This window comes from Falsiroseomonas bella (assembly GCF_003173615.1).
Lineage (GTDB): Bacteria > Pseudomonadota > Alphaproteobacteria > Acetobacterales > Acetobacteraceae > Falsiroseomonas > Falsiroseomonas bella.
Genome location: NZ_QGNA01000002.1, coordinates 843,227 through 859,451, shown reverse-complemented (window position 1 = coordinate 859,451; position 16,225 = coordinate 843,227). Strand labels below are relative to the sequence as shown.

Sequence of the window (16,225 nt, the reverse complement as noted above, 5' to 3'; positions counted from 1 at the left end):
CCGCCATGAGCACCACCATGCAGATCCAGCAGGCCAAGCTGTTCATGGCCTTCGCGAAGAAGGTGCAGAACCCGCAGGCGACGCTCTCCGCCAGCGAGGAAGCGGCACTTGCCGCCTTCCTGCCGGCGACCGGCGGCAACGAAGGTCTGCCGCAATCGGCGCCCGGCGATGCGCGCGGGCAGAACGCGCTGCTTCGGACGAACTGGTTCAACGGCCGCTTCCTGACCGCCGAGGCGCTGCGCCGCCAGGACGTCTATTTCGACGCGCGCGACCGGCTTAACGCGCATGCGCTGATGCCGGGCGTCGCCTATGGCCTTGGGATCGCCGGAAACGGGCTGAACGCCATGCCGGTGGTGGAGGACCGCTCGACGCCGCCGACATCGGGCGGCTTCGGCAAGGCGCAGACGCTGACGCTCTCGCCCGGCCTCGCCTTCGATCATGTCGGGCGCCCGATCCTCGTCTCGCAGCCCTTCCACTTCACCATCGCCGACCTGATCGGCGCGTCGCGCAGCACGCCGCGCCGGGTCGCGCCGGGCGGTATCGAGTTCGCGCCCTGCGTCTGCCTGGTGCCCGATCCCGCCGGCCCCACCGGCGGCACCGCGGCGGTGCGGCCCGGCCCCTACCTGCTCGTCATCGAGCCGGGCGAGGTTCCCCAGGGCGAGGCCAAGGTCTATGGCGAGGCCTGCGCCGGCCCGACGCCGGTCACCTGCCAGTCCGAAAGCTGGCGCGGCGCCTTCGGGCTCTCCCTTGTGCGCGTGCCGCTGGAACTGCCGGAGGAGGACGGGCTGACTTCCTCCTGGGCGCTGCGCGGCACCGCCTCCGCCTGGTGGTTCGACCTGTTCGAGCATTCGCTGCTGAAGCGCTGGGACCCGGATTTCGCCGCCGATGACGGCTTCCGCAAGCCGGTTGGCTCGGCGCGGCATGAGGCCGGCGCCGTTGCGCTGGCGATGGTCTGGCTCGGCACGGATGGCTCGGCGCTGTTCCTCGATTCCTGGATCCCCCGCCGCAGCATCGTGGCCACGCCGGGCGAGGACTGGCACCGCACGCGCTTCGGCGCACCGCCGCGCGCCGCCGCCTGGGCGCGCATCCACCAGTTCCAGGCAATGCTGGCCGAGAGCCTGGCGCGGGAGCCGCTGGTGCAGAACAGCGAGATCCGCGCGCTGAACCTGTGGCGGCGCGGCTTCCGCCATATCCCGCCCATCGGGTTCCTGCCGCTCGATCCCGCCGCCATCGGCGCGCGCGGCGACCGCACCGGCTCCACCGGCAATGCCGCGCTGGACCGCCTGATCGCCGCCGCGGGTGGGCGCATCGCGCTCGTCTCCGGCCTGATCGCCGCGGCGCGGCAGCAGGCCTTCGCCTATTTCCGCGGCACGACCGTGATCCCCTATTGCGTTGTTGCGCTGCATGACGACGACATCCTCGAAGACCTCTCGAACGTCTTCGACAAGGACCCGGTGCGCGTGGCGCGCCGCGTCCCGCGCGACACGCCGGCGCCCAATCCCGACACGCCCGGCACCAATGTGCCGGTCAACAACTTCCTCGAACGCCTCGGCGACATCTTCGAGGTGATGGGCCTGGATGAGCTGGTGAACCGCCGCACGGAGATCGTGAAGGTGGTGATCCCGCTGCAGGGGCTGACGCGGCCGCATCCCGTGGTCGGCGTCGTGCCGGAGGATGCGCAGGCGCAGCTTCCCGACTGGCTTGGTTCCCAGCCCCCCTCCTGGTTCGCCACGGAATCGCGCCTGACGAATGCGACGAACATGGCCGGGCTGCGAGCGCGGATGGCGCTGGAGATGCTGCCGCGCCATTTCGCGGTGTACGTGAAGCAGCGCATGGTGCTGCTGGAGGTGCTGGTCATGGTGATCGAGCTGCTCCAGGCCGTGGTGGTACTGGCACGCGACCTGCAGCGCGGCGCAAGGCTCGCGCAGTCGCAGAACCAGGCGATGACGACCACGGCCGCCTACCGCACCGCCTATCTGCAGCAGCCCGCGGAGAAGCGCGCCCTGACCGAGGCCGCGCTGGCCGAGCCCACGGTGCGCAACGCCGTGGTCAGCGCCGCGGCGCTGAGTTCCTCGGACCTGCGCGTGCCGTCGCGCAATGCGGAATTCGTGCAGGCCGTCGCGGCGCAGGAAGCCGCGCTGGCGACGGAGATCGCCGACCCCGCGGAGCGCGAGCGCGTCGCGCTGGATCGCGTCGCCGACGCGTATGCCGCGGAGTATCCGGGCTTCCAGGTGGTGCAGGTAATCTCCGCGGTGCAGCCACCGACGGCGGCCAAGGCGACCATCGCCGATCTCCGCTTCCAGGCCGCGCAATTGCCGCTGCGCGACCAGAACGCCACGGTGGCGGAGGCGACCGTGGCGGACCGCGTCACCGCGGGCGGCGTGCGCACCTTCGACAGCGCCGAAGCCACCATCGCTTATGGCGCCATGCGCGAAGCCGTGGCGGAGAAGAGCGCGAAGGACTTCGTCGCCGATGCACCGCAGGGCGTGACGGTGGCGGAGGTGCTGGCCAGGCCACCGCAGGATGCCGCGCGCCTGCTCGGCGGCGAGGACAAGCTGGAAGCCTTCACCGCCGCCATCGCGAAGGAGCGCGAGGAGGCCGCCGTCGCGGCGAAGGCCGTCGCCGCCGCGCCGCCGCCGCCGGAGGTGGTGGCCAAGGTCACGGAAGTCGCCGCGCGCGGCGAGGACCCCGTCGTCGCATTGGAGAAAGCGCGCGACACCGCCACCGACCCGGCGGCGCGCGCCTCGCTGGATGGCGCGGCGAAGCTCGTGCGCACGCTCGGCGTCGAGCGGACGCTGGCGCTGACCCGCTTCCGGACGAAGTAGGCCGGCATGGCGGCGCCGGAGGTCGCGATCCGCCGGCTGGCGACGCGCATCCGCGCGCCGGAGCCGGAAGGCGCCTTCGCCGCGCGCGCGCTGCTGGACCAGGCCCTGCGCCGGATGGGCCCGGGGGTGGACGCCGCGCTGGAGCGCGCAGGCCTGCCGCCGGATGCGGTGGTGGCGCTGCCGCGCCTGCAGCTCCGCCTGCATCTGCAGGGCGAGGTGAGCGCAGCAGAGCTCGGCGAGGCGTGGGCCTCGGCCCTGGCGCAGGCCATCCTGTCTGCCTTGCCCGCCACGCGCGACGCCGCGGCGCAGCAAGACGCGCCCGGCGTGGCGGAGGCCGAAAACCCCGCCAGCTTCCGCGACCTCTGGGCCGCGGAGATGGCCGTGCTGCGCGCCCTTGCGCAGGGCGAGCCCGCGCCGTGGTGGACCACCGAGCTGATCGGCGATGCGGCAGGATCGGCAGAGGACGTGTTGGCCGACATCCTCGCGCGCTGGATCGCCCGCGATCCTGCGCGGGCAGCATGGCGGATGAGCGACGTGCTGACGCAACTGCCAGCGCTTGCCGCGAGGCTGGAGGCACGCCCGGCGCAAGTGCTCGCCTTCAGGCTGCTCAATTCAGCGCAGGCGGCGTTGCAGACGGTGGCACCCGCCGTCTCCGGCCCGCCGGAATCCGGGATGGCTGCGCCGCTCCGCGCCACGCCGGCGGCGCGCGACGCGGCGGCGCGACACATCGCGCTGCTGCCTGCATCGCTGCGCATCGCGCTGGCGCTGATGTCGCCAGCGCAGCGCCTGCCCTGGCTCGCCGCCGCCCTTCTGAAGCATGCCCCGGCACAGGCCGCCCATCTCGCCGCGCTGCTCGAGACGGCCACCGCATTGCCGCTTTCGATGCCCCATGCGCAGCATGCGGGCGACGGCGTCGTGCCGGCACCCAAGCCGGAACGGCTCGCGGAGGCTGCGGAGACGGAAGCGACGGAGGTGTGGTGCGGCGGCCTGCTGCTGCTGATCCGCCCGCTTGCAAGGCTACGCCCCGCCTGGCTGTCGCTCGGCGAGGCGCTGCCGGAGCGGCTGCTCGCGCTCGGGCTTGTCGCGCTACAACGCCTCGCCGCGCCCCTGCCGCCCGCCGCCTGCCGCGCCGCGCTGGAACGCGACCGGCCGCTGCTCGCGCTCTTCGCCGGCGCCCCGCCGCCGGACGAGCCGCTCGATGCGGTGCGGGCGGCGCCGTCGCTCGCCGTCGAGGCGGAGGACGCACTCGCTGCGCTGCTGGCCGCGGCGCCATCGGGCACTGCGCACGCGCCGGCCGCGCTGCGGCGCGCCTATGGCAGGGATCCCTTCGCGGCGGATGCCGCCACGGATGCACTGTGCCGGCTGCTGCTGCGGCCTGGCCGCCTGCTGCTGGAGGAGGGCGCGGCGACGCTGGTCTGGCCGCCCGACGCCGCCGACATCGCGTTGCGGCGCGCCGGCTGGGACATCGATCCGGGATGGGTGCCGTGGCTCGGCAGGCGCATCGCCTTCCGCTACGGCGCGTGATGAGCCGGCCAGTGAAGCCCGATCCGGTCACGCTGCTGCTCGCGATCGCCGCCGCGCGCCTGGCGCCGCCTGTCCCGGATGCGGGCTGGGCGGTGCCTGCGGACGAGGATGCGCTGATGGCGGCGCTGACCGCCACGGACACGCCCTTCGCACGCCTCGCACGCGCCGCACGCCTTTCCGCCTTCGATCTCGACCTGCTCGGCCTGGCCGTGCTGCCCGCGCTCGACGATCGCGCGGCGGAAGCGGTGGAGGCGCTGACGCGCGGCGCGCGACGCCTCCCCGCCGGGCGAGCGCTGCGCCTGCTTCTGTCGGCAACCGACGACGCCGCGCCACGGCAGGCGCTGCGCGACAGCCCGCTGTGGCGCGCCGGTCTGCTGCGCGCGGGCGATCCCGCGCAGCCGCCGGCGGAACGCCGGCTGGACCCGACGCCGACGCTGCTCGCAATCCTCGACGGCGCCCTGCCGGAGACGACGGCGGAGGGCTGGATCGTGCAGCGCGTGCCGGCGACGGAAGCAAGGCCCGGCAGCCTCGCCGACACGGTCGCGGCGCTGCGCGCCTGGGCGCGGAGCGTCGAGCCACCGCTGCTGCTGCTGGACAGCGCGCGCGTCGAGCGCGCGGCGGAGGCGCTGGCGCTCGCCGGCCCGACGCTCCTGCTGCATCCGCCGCCGCGCGGCACGGCACCCGCGCCGCCGCCCTGGGCCGAGGCCGGCGCACTGGCCGGGGCGAGCGGCGGCTTCGTCGCGCTGCTGGGCGAGGGCGAGGCGCTGACAGGTCCCAACGCCGCGCCGATCGCGCCCGTCGCGGTGATCGGCGCCGAGGCCGTGCTCGGCCGCCTGGTGCCGCGCCGGCATCTGCGCGTGCCGCGGCCACTGTTGGCGGAACAGCGCGCCCGCTGGCAACAGGCGCGCCCCGACCTGCCGGAGCCGGACGCCACGGCCCTTGCCGCACAAAGCTGGATGGCGGAGGCCGACATCGCGGCCATTGCCGCGGCGGCGCACGCGCCCGATCCCGCAGCGCTGCTGGCCGCACGCATGGAAGTGTCGCCACCGCGCGCCGCCCGCCTCGCCACGCTGCGCCAGCCACAGGTCGCCTGGGACCGGCTGGTGCTGGACCCGGTGACGCAGGCGCAGCTGGAGGAGGTGGTGCGCCGCACGCGCCACCGCGCCACCGTGCGGGAGCGATGGGGCATGGATGCCGGCGGCAGCGCGCTGGTCGCGCTGCTCACCGGCGATCCCGGCACGGGAAAGACGCTGGCCGCCGAGGCCGTCGCGCTGCGCCTCGGCCTGCCGCTGCTCGCGGCCGATCTCTCGCGCATCGTCTCGAAATACATCGGCGAGACGGAGAAGAACCTCTCGGAGCTCTTCGCGGCCGCCGAGGGATTCTGCGCCGTGCTGTTCTTCGACGAGGCCGACGCGCTGTTCGGCAAGCGCACCGCGGTGCAGGACGCGCATGACCGCTACGCCAACATCGAGGTCAACTACCTGCTGCAGCGGCTGGAACGCTTCGACGGCGTCGCGCTGCTTGCCACCAACCTGGCGGAAGGCATGGACGAGGCCTTCCTGCGGCGCTTCGACCTCACCGTCCCCTTCCGCCGCCCCAACGCGGCGCAGCGCCTGGCGCTGTGGCGCGCGCACCTGCCGGCTGCGCTGCTCGCCCCAGGGCTCGACCTCGCCACGCTCGCGACGAGCTGCGAGGTCACCGGCGGCGAGATCCGCAACGCCGCGCTGACCGCCGCCTATGCCGCCGCCGAGGCCGGCGAGCGCATCGGCGCGAAGCTGCTGCACGCGGCGCTTGCGCAGGAATTCGCAAAGGCCGGCCGCCCCGTGCCGCACGGGCTGACGACATGAGGCACGCGCCGCCTGTCCCCGTGCTGCGCCATGCGGGGCGGGAGCGTGCCGCCGACCATGCCGCGCAGCGCGGACCGGAGGCGGGTGCGAGGGCCGCGCCGACGCGGGCGCCGGCTGCGCTCGGGCTCGGCCAGGGCATGCATCTGCCGGCGCGCGACCGGCGCTACTTCGAACAGCGCCTCGGCGCCGATCTGTCCGGCGTGCGCTTGCATGCCGACAGCGGCGCGGCGACGCGGCTCGGCGCGCGCGCCTTCGCGGCGGGGCGCGACATTGGCTTCGCACCTGGAGCATGGCAGCCGCACAGTGCGGAGACGCGGCGGCTGCTCGGGCACGAGCTTGCGCATGTGGTGCAGCAGGGCGCGCATGGTCCGGCCGTGCAGCTGGAGGAGGAGAAGAAGCCGGAGGAAGCGGCCAACAGCCTTGAGACCGGCATGAAGATCGCGAAGGACGCCGCGAAGGACGATCCACGCATCAAGAAGGAATTGCTGGAGCCGGCCAAGGCCCTTGCACTGCGCCAGTGGGACCAGCTCGGCACGGGCGGGCAGGTCGGCGTGATCGGCTTCGGCGCCGCGACCTATGGGCTTGGCCTCGGAGCGGGGCTCTCCGACCCGGAAGGTCGCAAGGCGCTGTCAGACTTCAACCTCGTCGCGCCGATCGGCCTGATCCCCTACGCGACGCTCACCGATTTCCGCTACGTGCTGCCCTCCACGCCGAACGGACCGACACTTCTGAAAGCCTCCTTCTCCGGCGACGACATGCTCGGTCTTGCGCATGAGAAGATCACCTGGTTCCCGCAAATGACGCTCTCCCTGGACTTCACCTGGTCGCTGGATGCACAGGGGAACGTGACGCTGGCATCGGGGCTGGCGAACTGGGGCGTCGTCCCGGGCGTCAACCTTCAGATCGGCGCCGGCGCCGATCTCGGCTGGAAGCCGCTGCCCGCGGGCGTCGGCCCCGATCCCTTCGCGCCGGGGCCGCTGGAAGGCGCGCAGACCAAGCTGCCGGGTGTCGGCGCCTTCGTGACGATAGACCTCCTGAAGGCGCCGATCCTGCCGGCGCCGATCCGGCGCGCACTGGGCGCGCAGCCAGAGAGCAAGTGATCAGCCGAAAGCGACGCCCGGCAACCAGGTTGCGATGCCCGGAAACAGGCAGAGCAGCAGCACGCCCCCCAGCAGCGCGCACCAGAAGGGAAGCGCGGCGCGCGCGGCGGAGGCGAGGTCCACCTCGCCGTTCGTGATGCCGACGAGCACGAAAAGATTCATCCCGACGGGTGGGGTGAGCATGCCGACCTCGATCATCAGCGTCACCACCACGCCGAGCCATACGGGATCGAAGCCCACGCCCGTTAGCAGCGGGAAGACCAGCGGCAGGGTCATGATCATCATGGAAAGGCCGTCGAAGAAGCAGCCGAGCACCAGGTAGATCGCCACCACCACCAGCAGCAGCACCCATCTCGACAGGCCCCATTCGCCGATCGCCTGCAGCATCTGCTGCGGCAGGCCGAGCATGCTGATCGCCTGCGCCAGCACCAGCGCGCCGATGAAGACCATGGCGATGATCGCGAAGATCCGCGCCGTCCCGATCAGCGCCTCGCCCAGCCTGCGCAGCGTGAGGTCGCCGATGGTGAAGCCGAGGATCATCGCCGCGGCGACGCCGACGCCGGCCGCCTCGGTCGGCGTGGCGAGGCCGGCGAAGAGGCTGCCCAGCACCGCGACGATCAGCGCGACCAGCGGCAGGACGGCCGGCAGGCCGCGCAGTGCGGCGCGCAGCGCGACGGATTTCTCCTCCGGCGCGATGGCAGGGTTGCGCCAGGCCATCCACAGGATGATCGCCATGAACAGGCCGGCCATCATCAGCCCCGGCAGCACGCCTGCCAGGAACAGCCGCCCGATCGAGGTGTCGGTCAGCGCGCCATAGATCAGCAGCGAGAGCGAGGGCGGGATCAGCAGGCCGAGCGTGCCGCCGCCGGCCAGCGTGCCGACCACCGCGGCCCGATCGTAGCCCCTGCCCTTCAGCTCGGGATAGGCGACGGAGCCCACCGCCGCCGCGACCGACATGGAGGAGCCCGACACTGCGCCGAACACCGTGCAGACCGCGATGTTGGTGTGGAGCAGGCCCCCCGGCAGCCGCGCGAAGAACGGCGCCAGCGCGCGATAGACGCCGCGGGCGAGGCCGGACGCCACCAGCACCTCGCCCAGCAGGATGAAGAGCGGCACGGCCGTCAGCGTGAACTCGTTCAGCACGTTCCACACGGTCTGCACGCCGAGCCGCGTGGCGCCGCCGACCGCGAAATGCAGCAGGACGAAGCCGGTGAGGCCGAGCGCGGCGCCGAGCACCGCGCCGGACAGCACCGTGGCGCCAAGCAGCCCGAAGATCGCAAAGCCGTTCACAGCGCCTGCGGCCTGTCCTCGGGCGGGGGCTGCAGCGCCGCCCAGGCGGCGATGAAGCCGGTGACCGCCAGGCAGGCGGGCATCAGCGCCGTCCAGGGACCGAGCGGCAGCCGCGCCTGCTCGCTGCTCAGGTTCAGGCGGATGGTGAACTCCGCGATGCCCCAGGCTTCCCACGCGAAGATGGCGCAGAACGCCATCATGATCAGCTGGCCGATCACCCAGACGATGCGGCGCGGCAACGGCGCAAGCCGCTCGGTCAGCAGCGTCACGCGGATATTGGCGTTGCCCGCCATGGCGAAGGGCAGCGCGAGGAACGCCATGGCGGAGAGCAGCAGCCCCGACAGTTCCTCCGTGAAGCGGAAGGGCGCGGCGACGGCATAGCGCATCACCACGGCCGCAAGAACGAGGCCGAGGATGCCCGCGCAGGCTGCGGCGGAGAGCGCCAGCAGCCCGCGCGAGAACAGCCGGAGCGCCCGGTCGATGACCGTCACCGTGCCGTCAGCGCCTGCTCGATCCGCTGCTTCCAGGCCGGCCCCTGGCCGCCCGCCTCACGCATCAGCGTCTCCCAGGTGGCGATCGCAGCGGTGCGGATGGCCTGCTGCTCCGCCTCCGTGATCGTACCGTAGAAGGTCACGCCCTGGCCGCGCAGCCGCTCCCGCGCCGCCTCGTCCGCCGCCACGTCCTGATCGAAGCGCGCGCTGCTCTGCTCCGTCGCCGCCACCGCCTGGGTCAACAGCTCCCGGTTCTCGTTCGAGAGCGCCCGCCAGCGCGCCTGGTTGGCCATCACCACATAGGGCGTCGGCGGGAAGGCGAAGCCGCTGGAGATCACATGCTTCGCCACTTCCTGCAGGCTGATCGATTGCGCGAAGCGCGGCGCATACAGGGCGCAGTCCACCACGCCGGTCTGCATCGCCGTATACAACTCCTGCTGCGGCACGATCTGCGCCGCCACGCCGAGCGCGCGGAAGGTCTCCACCTGCTCGCGCGAGCCGACGCGCAGCTTCACGCGACGCAGCTCGTCCAGGCTGCGCACCGGCGTGCGGCACATGAAGGAGGCATCGAGCAGCCCAAGCTGGATGAAGCCCACCGGCTCGATGTTCCAGCGGCGGATGCCGGCGGACAGGCTCTCGCGCAGCGCGGGCATGATGCGGTTCAGCTCCGTCGCGTTGCGCACCAGGCCGAAGACCAGGATGGAGGACATCGCCGCATCGTCGCGGCCGAGGAAGGGCGGCCAGATGAAGCCCATCTCCGGCGTGCCGGTCTGCATCCAGCGCAGCGCATCGGCATCGCGCAGGTTCATCGCGTTGCCTTCGAAGACGTTCAGCACGAAGCGCCCCTGGCTGCGCTGCCGCAGATCGGCCGCGAGGTCTCGGACATGGCCGCTCTCCGGCCGGGTCGGCGCGTAGCTGTTGTGGAACCGCCATTCCACTGTCTGCGCCGCGGCATTGCCGAGGCCGATCAGGGTTGCCGCCAGGGCGGCCAGGATGCCACGCCGCATTGCTTCTCTCCCGGGTTCGTGAGCGGCGCGATCATGCGGCGGCGGCGGGGCGTTGACAACGCGCGCCCGCCCGCCTGCCATGCCGCCATGCCAGGACATGTGGACCGCGCCCGCGCCGCGCGCCTGATGGAGGCCGCCGGCTTCGACGCGCTGCTGGTCGCCTCGCCCGAGACCTTCCGATGGGCTACGGGCGCCGAGCCCGGCGTCGCGATGGGCTGGCGCCGCCTGGGGCCGGCCATTGCCGTGGTTCCCGCCGATCCGTCATTGCCGGTCGGTGCCGTGGTGACGGACCTCTTCGCCGCCGGCGCGACCGCCGCCGGTTGCGACCCGCTGCGCACCCACCCGATCTGGCCGGAGGCGCTGTCGGTGCGGCAACTGCTGCCCTCTGATGCCGATGCGGCGACGCTGATCGCCGCCGCGACCGCGGACCGCGCGCCCGGCTTCGCCCGCCCCGGCACCTTCGACCGCGGCGCCGCGCTCGGTCTGCTGCGGGAGGTGCTCGCCGCGATGGGACTTGCGGGCGCGCGCATCGGCGCGGAGCTTTCGGCCGTGCCGGCGGCGGACCATGCCGCGCTGCTCGATGCCGTCGAGCCAGCACGGATCGGCGACGCGACCGGGCTGGTGGACCGGCTGCGCGCGCACAAATCGCCCGCCGAGATTGCGCTGCTGCGCGAGGCGGGCGCGATCACCGAAGCCGCGCTGGCCGCCTTCGTGCCGCTGCTTCGGGAAGGGGCCACGCGCGCCGCGCTCGGCCGCGCCTTCCTCGACCTGGTGCGGGAGGAGGCGGCGCGGCGCGGCACGGCGGCGAACGTCACCGCCTGGGAGTATGTCGGCTTCGGCACCTCCCCCTGGTCGAGCCCAGGCGGGCTCGCGCGCGGTGACGTGGTGAAGGTTGATGTCGGCGCGGTGGTTGGCGGCTACACGGCGGATCTCGCGCGGACCTACACGCTCGGCCCCGCGCCGGCGCGCGCGACGCAGGTGTATGACGCGCTGCGCGCCGCCTTCGAGGCCGGGCGCCCGATGTTCCGCCCCGGCACCGCGCTCCGCGACATCCACGCCGCGTGCATCCGCGCCGTGCATGGCGCCGGCTTTCCCAGCTATGCGCGCGGGCATTTCGGCCACGGCCTCGGCGCCTCCATCTGGTCGGAGGAGTGGCCCTACACTGCCGCGGACGCCGAGATGGTGCTGGAGCCCGGCATGGTCATGGCCTTCGAAGCGCCGTGGTACATCGACGGCATCGGCGGCTTCATCCTGGAGGACATGCTGCTGATCACCGAGGACGGCGCCGAAACGCTGGCCGGCGCCGCGCTGCCGCGCGAGATGCCGGCGCTGTGACGCGGCGCGCGGTCAGTCCTCGAAGATCGCCACCGCGCGGGTGAAGCCGGCCGAGCCGCCCTTGATCTTGAAGGGGAAGCAGGCGACCTGGAATCCGGTCGGCGGCAGCTGGTCGAGGTTCGCCAGCTTCTCGATGTGGCAATAGGCGCGAACCATGCCGGCGCGATGTCCTTCCCAGATCAGCGAGGGATCCTTCGTCTCGGCATAGCGCCGGGCGGTGTGCAGGAAGGGCGCGTCCCAGGACCAGGCATCGGTGCCGCAGACCTTCACGCCGCGCCCGGTCAGGTACAGCGTGGCCTCCCGCCCCATGCCGCAGCCGCGCGCGAGATAGTCGGGCTGGCCATAGCGCGCGCCGGCGGCGGTGTTGACCAGCACGATGTCGAAGGGCTGCAGCGTCACGCCGATCCGCGCAAGCTCCGCTTCCACCTCGGCGGCCGTCACCACATGGCCGTCCTCCATCGCGCGGAAGTCGAGCTTCACGCCGCGGCCGAAGCACCATTCCAGCGGCACCTCGTCGATCGTCCAGGCGCGCTTGCCGCCATCCATCGTCGAGTGGAAGTGATACGGCGCATCCAGATGCGTGCCCGTGTGGGTGGTCAGGTTCAGCCGCTCGATCGCCCACCCCTCGCCGCCCGGCAGGTCCTCGACCTTCAGGCCGGGGAAGAAGCGCACGACATCCGCCGCGCTCTGCCGGTGGTCGATATAGGTGATCTCCGGCGTATGGCCCGGCGGATCGGAGGCGATGCCCGCCTCCAGCGCCACGGAGAGATCGAGGATACGGCGCGGCATGGTCAGCGCTTCAGCCGGAGCGTCCAGTCGCGTAGCGCGCCAAGCTGCTGCGCGATCAGCCCGCGCGTCGTCTCATCCGTCAGGCGGCCCTCGGCGTCGAACTTCGACGCGGCCTGCGCGATCATCACTTCGGGCTTGTTCAGCACATGGCTGTTCAGGAAAACAGCCATCTTGCGCAGGTCGTATTGCGCGCGCGCGGTGCCGAGCACGCCGCCCGATGCGCCCATGATCGCGATGGGCTTGCCGTCGAAGGGCTGTTCCGGCGGGCGGGACGCCCAGTCGATCGCGTTCTTCAGCACGCCGCTGATCGAGTAGTTGTATTCCGGGCTGGAGATCAGCACCGCATCGGCCGCCTTGATAGCCGCGCGGAAGGCCTGCACGGAAGCGGGATAGCCTTTCCCGGTGCGCAGGTCGTCGTCATAGGGCGGGATCTCGCGCAGGCCTTCGTAGATGGTAACCTCCACGCCCTCCGGCGCGAGTTCCTTCGCCGCGCGCAGCGCCGCGCTGTTGAAGGACGCCCGGCGCAGGCTGCCCGAGATGCCCAGAACCTTCACCACGCTCATCGCGCTCTCCTTCCCTCAGGCCGGCCAGGCCAATGTCTCGCCGCGCAGCCATGCGGCGCCGGCGCGATACAGCGCCTCCACCCGCTCGCCCTTCAGCCCCGGCATGTCTCGCTTCACCTCGTAGCCGATGCCGGTCTGCAGATAGGCGAGGTGGCGATAGCCTTCCGGGAAGCGCGCGAGCAGATCCCTGTCGAGATCCAGACGCGCCGCCGGATCCACCGGATCCATCCGGTCCTTCTCGTAGATCGGCTGGCGCATCACGATGCCCCATCGGCCGGCACGCTCCTCGCAGAAATCGTAGAAGCGCCCGGTGCAGACCACATCCACCAGCACGCCATGCACCTCGGCGCGCTGGCTGATCGTCATCTTGGTCTGCGCGATGGCGCGCGTGCCGGCGACATCCACGCTGATGCCGCCGAGGAAGTGGAGGATCGAGACGCCCTTCGCCCAGCCGGCCTGACTCGCCTTGATGAAGTCGGACGCCGGCGCCTGGCACCAGGTGGCCATCATGAAGCCGTCCTCGTGCCAGCAGCTGCGGAAGCGCTCCCAGTCGCCGGCGTCGCGCCAGACCGCCCAGTTCTGCACCAGCTCGGCCACGCGCTGGCGCTGGATCATCTCGGCGTCGTGCGTCATGCGGCTCTCCCGGTCGTCGCGGCGGGGTAGAGCGCGGGGCATGCAGGGTCAAGCGAGGCGCCTTGCAGGGGCCGGCAGGCCCGTGCCAAGTGGCGGGTGGGAGAAACGAAGACATGACAACCGGGCCCGGCCTGACGCGCCGCAATCTGCTCGCCGCCGCCGGCGCGGGCGCAGCCTTTCCCGCCGCGGCGCAGACCGTACGGCGATCCTGGCCCGACCGGCCGATCCGCTTCATGCAAGGCTTCGCTGCCGGCGGCGCCACGGACATCATCGCGCGTTTGATCGCGCCGCCCATGGCGGCCGAGTTCGGCCAGCCGATGGTCGTTGAGAACCGCCCCGGCGCCGGCGGAACCCTGGCGGCCGAGGCGCTGGCCCGTGCGCCGAAGGACGGCCACACGCTGATGCTGATCAACAACGGCTTCGCGGTCTCCGCCGCGCTGTATCGGCGCCTGCCCTATGATCCGTTGGCGGATGTCGAGCCGATCTCGCTGGTCTGCTCCGTCGGCCTGGTCTGGCTGGCCGGGCCGGCCGGCGCGCCGGACGGCATCGCGGATTTCGCCGACCTGGTGCGCCGCGCGCAGGCACAGCCCGAGAAGCTGAACGTCGCGACGGTCGGCGTCGGCAGCACGCAGCACATGGTGGCGGAAGCGACGCAGGCCGCGGGCAACTTCAAGCTGACGCATGTGCCCTATCGCGGCACGCCGGCCGCGCTGGTCGGGCTGCGCAACGCCGAGGTGCAGGCGGTGGTGGAGCCGATCTCCGCCGTGATCGGCCAGATCCGCGATGGCGGCGCGCGGGCGCTGGCCGTCACCTCGCGAGAGCGCTCGCCGCTGCTGCCGGATGTGCCGACGGTGGGCGAGTTGCTCGGCCAGCCGGATTTCGACATCCAGACCTGGTATGCTGTCGCCGCGCCGTCCGGCCTGCCCGCCGAGATCGTGGCCCGCATCGACGAGGTGACGCGCAAGGCGACGGGCACGCCCGAGGTGCGCGAGAAGCTGGAGGCGCTCGGCCTCGCGCCGCGTTCGCTCGCCTCCCCCGCCGCGGTCAAGGCGATGGTCCATTCCGACATCGCCCGCTGGTCCGCCATGGTCGAGCGCGCGGGTATCGAGCGCCAGTAGCCTGGTGGGGGCCCGGGGGCGATCATCGCCCCCGGCGGAGCGCGAGGCGGAGCCTCGCTAAAGTTCTGGCGTCCTTCTGTGCCACCCCGTCGCCTGCTGATACGCATGCGCCGCGCGCAGCACCGTCGCATCGCCGAACGCGGCCCCCGCGATCTGCATCCCCGTCGGCATCCCCCATTCCCCGAACCCGGTCCCGAGCGCGACGGAGGGCCCGCCGGTCAGGTTGAAGGGTGCCGCGAAGGAGCCGAGTTCCAGCACACCCCAGCGCGAGACCGCGTCGACCGCCGGCGCCTCGCCGGGCTGGGCCAGGGTGATCAGAACGTCGTGCCGCGCGAAGGCGCGCGTCATCTCCTCGGCCAGGGCGCGGCGGCGCCGCTGCGCGTTCAGGTAGTGCTCGCTGCCGATCAGCGCGCCGAGGATCACGCGCTCGCGGAAGATGCCGCCATATTCGGAGAAGCGCGTGCGCAGCCAGGCGCCGTGGATCGCATGCGCCTCCGCCAGCATGATCACTGCGTTCACCGCGTGCCATTCGGCGAGCGGCGTCAGCGTGACGTCGGCGACGGTTGCGCCCAGTTCGCGGAACACCGCGAGCGCCGCATCGAGGTTCGCCAGCGCCGCGGGCGAGCCGCGGTTGTCGGTCTCGTGGAAATGCCGGATCACCCCGATGCGCAAGCCGCGCACGCCCTGCCCGAGCTGCGCCGCGACGCCTGCTGCGTCGCGCCCGTCGCAGGCCGGGTCTTCCGGGTCCGGACCGGCCATCGCCTCGAGCAGCAGCGCACAATCCTCGGCGGTGCGCGCCATCGGACCGACATGGTCGAGCGACTGCGCCAGAGGGAACACGCCGCTGCGCCCGACCAGGCCGTAGCTCGGCTTCAGGCCAGTTATGCCGCAGAAGACTGCGGGCGAACGGATGGAGCCCATCGTGTCCGACCCCGTCGCGCCCAGCACCATCCCGGCCGCAAGCGCCGCGCCCGAGCCGCTGCTCGAGCCGCCGGTGAAGCGCCCGGTGTCCCAGGGATTGCGCGCGGGCGGCGTCGGCAGGTCGAAGGAGGGGCCGCCGAGCGCGAATTCATGCGTGGTCAGCTTGCCGAGCAGCACGGTGCCGGCATCGGCCAGGCGCTTCGCCGCATGCGCGTCGCGCTGCGGCACATGCCCGGCGCGGATGCGCGAGCAGCAGGTGGTCGCGATCCCCGCCGTGTCCACGATGTCCTTATGGGCGAAGGGAATGCCGTCGAGCGGCCCAAGCGGCTCGCCGCGCATCAGCCGCTGCTCGGCGGCGCGCGCATCGTCCATCGCGCGCGCCTCCGTCACGGCGACGAAGGCGTGCAGGCGCCCGTCGAGCTGCGCGATGCGGTCGAGGCAGGCGCGCGCCAGCTCGACCGGCGAGAGTTTGCGGGCGCGGAACAGCCCCGCCGCCTCGGCGATGCTGGCCGGGATCACCGCTGCGTCTCCGGACGGAAGGTGGTGGCAGGCTCCGCCTCGGGGCGCGGTGGCCCGATGCGGGCGAGCACCGCCGCGAGCAGCCCATGGCCGCGCGCCACATCCGCGACGATCGTGGGCGGCAGATCATAGCCCGCCGTGCGCAACGCCGCCGCGATCGCCGCGTCCTTGCCGGTTTCGTCCATCGCAAGCCTCATCGTTGCTGCCGGCTGGAGCCTAGGATCGGCGGCACCCGCCCGACAATGCAGGGCCAGCCCTTGGCC

At 72.5% G+C, this 16,225-nt stretch carries 14 protein-coding genes; 6 read left to right on the top strand and 8 right to left on the bottom strand.

The annotated features are described in order from the left end of the window. Positions 1–5 precede the first annotated feature (5 nt). Genes DFH01_RS28180 through DFH01_RS12285 form a run of 4 tightly spaced genes read left to right on the top strand, consistent with a single transcriptional unit; the run spans position 6 to position 7,296 of the window. On the top strand, positions 6–2,825 hold the full coding sequence (locus DFH01_RS28180) for a hypothetical protein (protein WP_158287733.1): 2,820 nt from the start codon (positions 6–8) through the stop codon (positions 2,823–2,825). Between the two features lie 6 nt (positions 2,826–2,831). Continuing rightward, entirely contained in the window at positions 2,832–4,349 is a 1,518-nt protein-coding gene (locus tag DFH01_RS28175) for a contractile injection system tape measure protein (protein WP_158287732.1), read from the top strand. Then, complete coding sequence (locus tag DFH01_RS28170) at positions 4,349–6,196, top strand: AAA family ATPase (protein ID WP_158287731.1); 1,848 nt, start codon at positions 4,349–4,351, stop codon at positions 6,194–6,196. Before DFH01_RS28175 ends, DFH01_RS28170 begins: the two co-directional genes overlap by 1 nt. Continuing rightward, positions 6,193–7,296 (top strand): eCIS core domain-containing protein, encoded by a 1,104-nt coding sequence (locus DFH01_RS12285; protein ID WP_109870702.1) that lies wholly within the window; start codon positions 6,193–6,195, stop codon positions 7,294–7,296. The genes DFH01_RS28170 and DFH01_RS12285 overlap by 4 nt, the downstream gene beginning before the upstream one ends. Here DFH01_RS12285 and DFH01_RS12280 read toward each other — a convergent pair whose 3' ends face one another. From DFH01_RS12280 to DFH01_RS12270, 3 genes are read right to left on the bottom strand one after another with little or no spacing between them, the layout of a single operon-like run. After that, the gene (locus DFH01_RS12280) at positions 7,297–8,586 is read right to left on the bottom strand and encodes a TRAP transporter large permease (RefSeq protein WP_109870701.1); all 1,290 of its coding nucleotides are present in this window, start codon (positions 8,584–8,586) and stop codon (positions 7,297–7,299) included. Further along, entirely contained in the window at positions 8,583–9,077 is a 495-nt protein-coding gene (locus DFH01_RS12275) for a TRAP transporter small permease (protein ID WP_109870700.1), read from the bottom strand. The genes DFH01_RS12280 and DFH01_RS12275 overlap by 4 nt, the downstream gene beginning before the upstream one ends. Then, entirely contained in the window at positions 9,074–10,084 is a 1,011-nt protein-coding gene (locus DFH01_RS12270) for a TRAP transporter substrate-binding protein (protein WP_158287730.1), read from the bottom strand. The genes DFH01_RS12275 and DFH01_RS12270 overlap by 4 nt, the downstream gene beginning before the upstream one ends. Before the next feature lie 87 nt (positions 10,085–10,171). Here DFH01_RS12270 and DFH01_RS12265 point away from each other — a divergent pair, with 87 nt between their 5' ends. Then, the gene (locus DFH01_RS12265; RefSeq protein WP_158287729.1) at positions 10,172–11,419 is read left to right on the top strand and encodes a M24 family metallopeptidase; all 1,248 of its coding nucleotides are present in this window, start codon (positions 10,172–10,174) and stop codon (positions 11,417–11,419) included. Positions 11,420–11,431: 12 nt separating this feature from the next. Here DFH01_RS12265 and DFH01_RS12260 read toward each other — a convergent pair whose 3' ends face one another. The 3 genes from DFH01_RS12260 to DFH01_RS12250 are packed head-to-tail and all read right to left on the bottom strand — an operon-like array spanning position 11,432 to position 13,404. Beyond that, positions 11,432–12,208, bottom strand: a complete 777-nt coding sequence (locus DFH01_RS12260) for a cyclase family protein (protein WP_109870698.1) — start codon at positions 12,206–12,208, stop codon at positions 11,432–11,434. A gap of 2 nt (positions 12,209–12,210) precedes the next feature. Continuing rightward, positions 12,211–12,771 (bottom strand): NADPH-dependent FMN reductase, encoded by a 561-nt coding sequence (locus DFH01_RS12255; RefSeq protein ID WP_109870697.1) that lies wholly within the window; start codon positions 12,769–12,771, stop codon positions 12,211–12,213. A 15-nt stretch (positions 12,772–12,786) separates the two neighbouring features. Next, positions 12,787–13,404 carry a nuclear transport factor 2 family protein gene (locus DFH01_RS12250; protein WP_109870696.1) on the bottom strand — a complete coding sequence of 206 codons (618 nt, stop codon included), beginning with the start codon at positions 13,402–13,404 and terminating at the stop codon, positions 12,787–12,789. 113 nt (positions 13,405–13,517) lie between these two features. On the opposite strand from DFH01_RS12250, the gene DFH01_RS12245 reads away from it, so the two are divergent. Continuing rightward, positions 13,518–14,522 (top strand): Bug family tripartite tricarboxylate transporter substrate binding protein, encoded by a 1,005-nt coding sequence (locus DFH01_RS12245; protein ID WP_109870695.1) that lies wholly within the window; start codon positions 13,518–13,520, stop codon positions 14,520–14,522. Between the two features lie 57 nt (positions 14,523–14,579). On the opposite strand, the gene DFH01_RS12240 is transcribed toward DFH01_RS12245, so the two are convergent. After that, entirely contained in the window at positions 14,580–15,962 is a 1,383-nt protein-coding gene (locus tag DFH01_RS12240; RefSeq protein WP_109870694.1) for an amidase, read from the bottom strand. After that, positions 15,959–16,147 (bottom strand): hypothetical protein, encoded by a 189-nt coding sequence (locus DFH01_RS12235; protein ID WP_109870693.1) that lies wholly within the window; start codon positions 16,145–16,147, stop codon positions 15,959–15,961. Before DFH01_RS12235 ends, DFH01_RS12240 begins: the two co-directional genes overlap by 4 nt. Between the last annotated feature and the right edge of the window lie 78 nt (positions 16,148–16,225).